Annotated in this window: 2 protein-coding genes; both read right to left on the bottom strand. The window is 42.8% G+C overall.

Annotated features, from left to right (window positions below; all coding sequences use genetic code 11):
- The coding region (locus tag B4G81_RS05050; RefSeq protein WP_294080756.1) for a hypothetical protein at positions 1 to 1697 on the bottom strand (1697 nt) is incomplete at its 3' end.
- Positions 1698 to 1729: 32 nt separating this feature from the next.
- Positions 1730 to 2143: RagB/SusD family nutrient uptake outer membrane protein (locus B4G81_RS05055; protein ID WP_294080759.1), on the bottom strand; the 414-nt coding region annotated here is incomplete at its 5' end.

Consider the following 2143-nt stretch of genomic DNA (forward strand, 5'->3'; position numbering starts at 1 on the left):
GCATGTTGATGGTTCCCAAAAAGATATCCTCCTCCTTTAATTTCAGCCACTACGTCATCACTCCCCGGCTTCATATTCCAGCCGGTACGGGAAATGAGGGATCCGGTAACATTTCCCGTAGAAAAAGCTAATGGGAAATGACTGTAATCTTCAGAGGGGATCAATTCCGGATTATTCAGCAACAAAAAGAGGATCGGGTTGTCGGGTATCCCTCCCTGGCGTTGAAATTCTGCTTTCAAAATTGCATTCTCAGAATAACAGTAATCCAACAACAGCATTTCGGGTTGCCCCCAATAATAAGGCTTCATTCGGGTTGCCTCTCTGAACACATCGCCGTCGCGGAACAGCCTTCCGTTGGGTAGCCGCATATACATCCAGTAAAGCGGCAGCTTTTTTATGTTATCGTCGAATACCTGCCTGCCGGACATTCTATAAAAGAGCCAGGCCGCATTCATTTCCCACATATGCCGGTATGCCCCATAGTCTACGCCTTGATTGGGGCGGGCAGATTGATATTGAAACCGGCGCATGGGAACCAGTTCTTCTAAAATAAGGTAGGATGTATATTTGTACGGAATAGGGTCTTGCTCATAAATGGCAATACTCATGGACAATAAATCACGATTTACCTGAGCTTCTGCAGCGTGTCCGTTTACAATGCTTTCTTTAAACGGAGGCCAGCCGATACTCATTTTTCGGGATAAATCCATCATACGTTCATAAAGCTGTTTTTTTTCTTGCTTTGTCAATAAACCGTTACACCAATCGTACACAAGAGCCGATACATAGATTGTGTGTCCTATGTCTCGGGTTATATCTCCATAGTTTATATTTCCGTATTCCAATACGGATAAATAATTTTTTAGGATGCTGATCGCTTCCCGCCCAACCTTTTTTTCATCAGTCATCAAATAGTAGAAAGCTTTAGTTTGCACCGTTTTTTCTAAATCGGTAGAATAGGGTATCTCTTTCCACGGATAAAAGTGAAAGGTGAATTCTTGCAGAGCATCCTTTTTTACTTGTTGCCATACACGGTGATTTTCACCTTTGTCCAAACGTGCTTTAACAACCGGTAACGACTCTCCGTTAACCCAAAGGCGGGGATGGCCTTCAGGAGGAACAATGGGAGGTTGATAAATTTGAACCGTTTCTGGAACTGTAACCGGACAATATTCATTTACTACAATCTTTTCAAACTGGATACCTTTAGGAAGCCAAACTCTTAGAAGTGAATCAGATTCGGTTATTACAAAATCCCCCAAGACATGGTATGTGTAATTTCTTGCATCCGATACAATTCTTTTTGTAATGCGCTGATTTCCGATTTGTATCTCGATATTCAGATCATTTACGGGGCCGTTGGGAAACTGGGTCCGTTTCACGTGACTGCTCAATAAATACCTCCCTCCCTGAGGGATACGAAGGGGGAATGTTATATCGGCTTCTCTCCAAACCTCACCCTCCGCATCCCTTTTAATGCTATCTTTTAGTTCTAACAATTGGTTATTACTCGTTCTCCTAACGGTATTAGGATTAATACGTGCCTCTTTTGGAGTCAGCAACAACTCAGCGCTGTTGCCCTTTTGTTGAGAGAACAAAGAGGCGCTGAGAAATAACAAAAGTAAAGTAGAAAAAACATATTTATGAACCATAAAATAAGTGTCATCCGATACTATAAAGAGCACAATAAAATCCATGATAGCAATTGATCTGAGACCCGTCGCTCTCCTTATTTCCAGCCCGGATTTTGCGTTAATTTAGGATTTAAATCTATTTCTGTCTGGGGTATGGGCCATAGGTAATAATGGTCAGGAAACCCTCTTTGACGGATTTTTACTCCGGTAAATTCCGTCATCCAAACCCCATCTACCACCTCTTTCCCAATCTTCCATCTCCGGATATCTGAATAACGTTGCCCTTCCCCACAAAACTCTATCATTCTCTCGTGCTGAATTTTTTCGAACATTTGCGCTTTATCCAGTCCTGCAGGTATAGTGGGCATGCCCGCACGGGCACGAACCGAGTTTATAGCATCATAAACAGACTGGTCAGGAGCGCCGAGGGCTTCGTTTTTTGCTTCCGCATACATCAGTATTACGTCAGCTAAGCGAATAAGTGGAAAATTTTGAGGCATGTTATCCTG

This window comes from Proteiniphilum sp. UBA5384, from assembly GCF_002410825.1.
GTDB lineage: Bacteria > Bacteroidota > Bacteroidia > Bacteroidales > Dysgonomonadaceae > Proteiniphilum.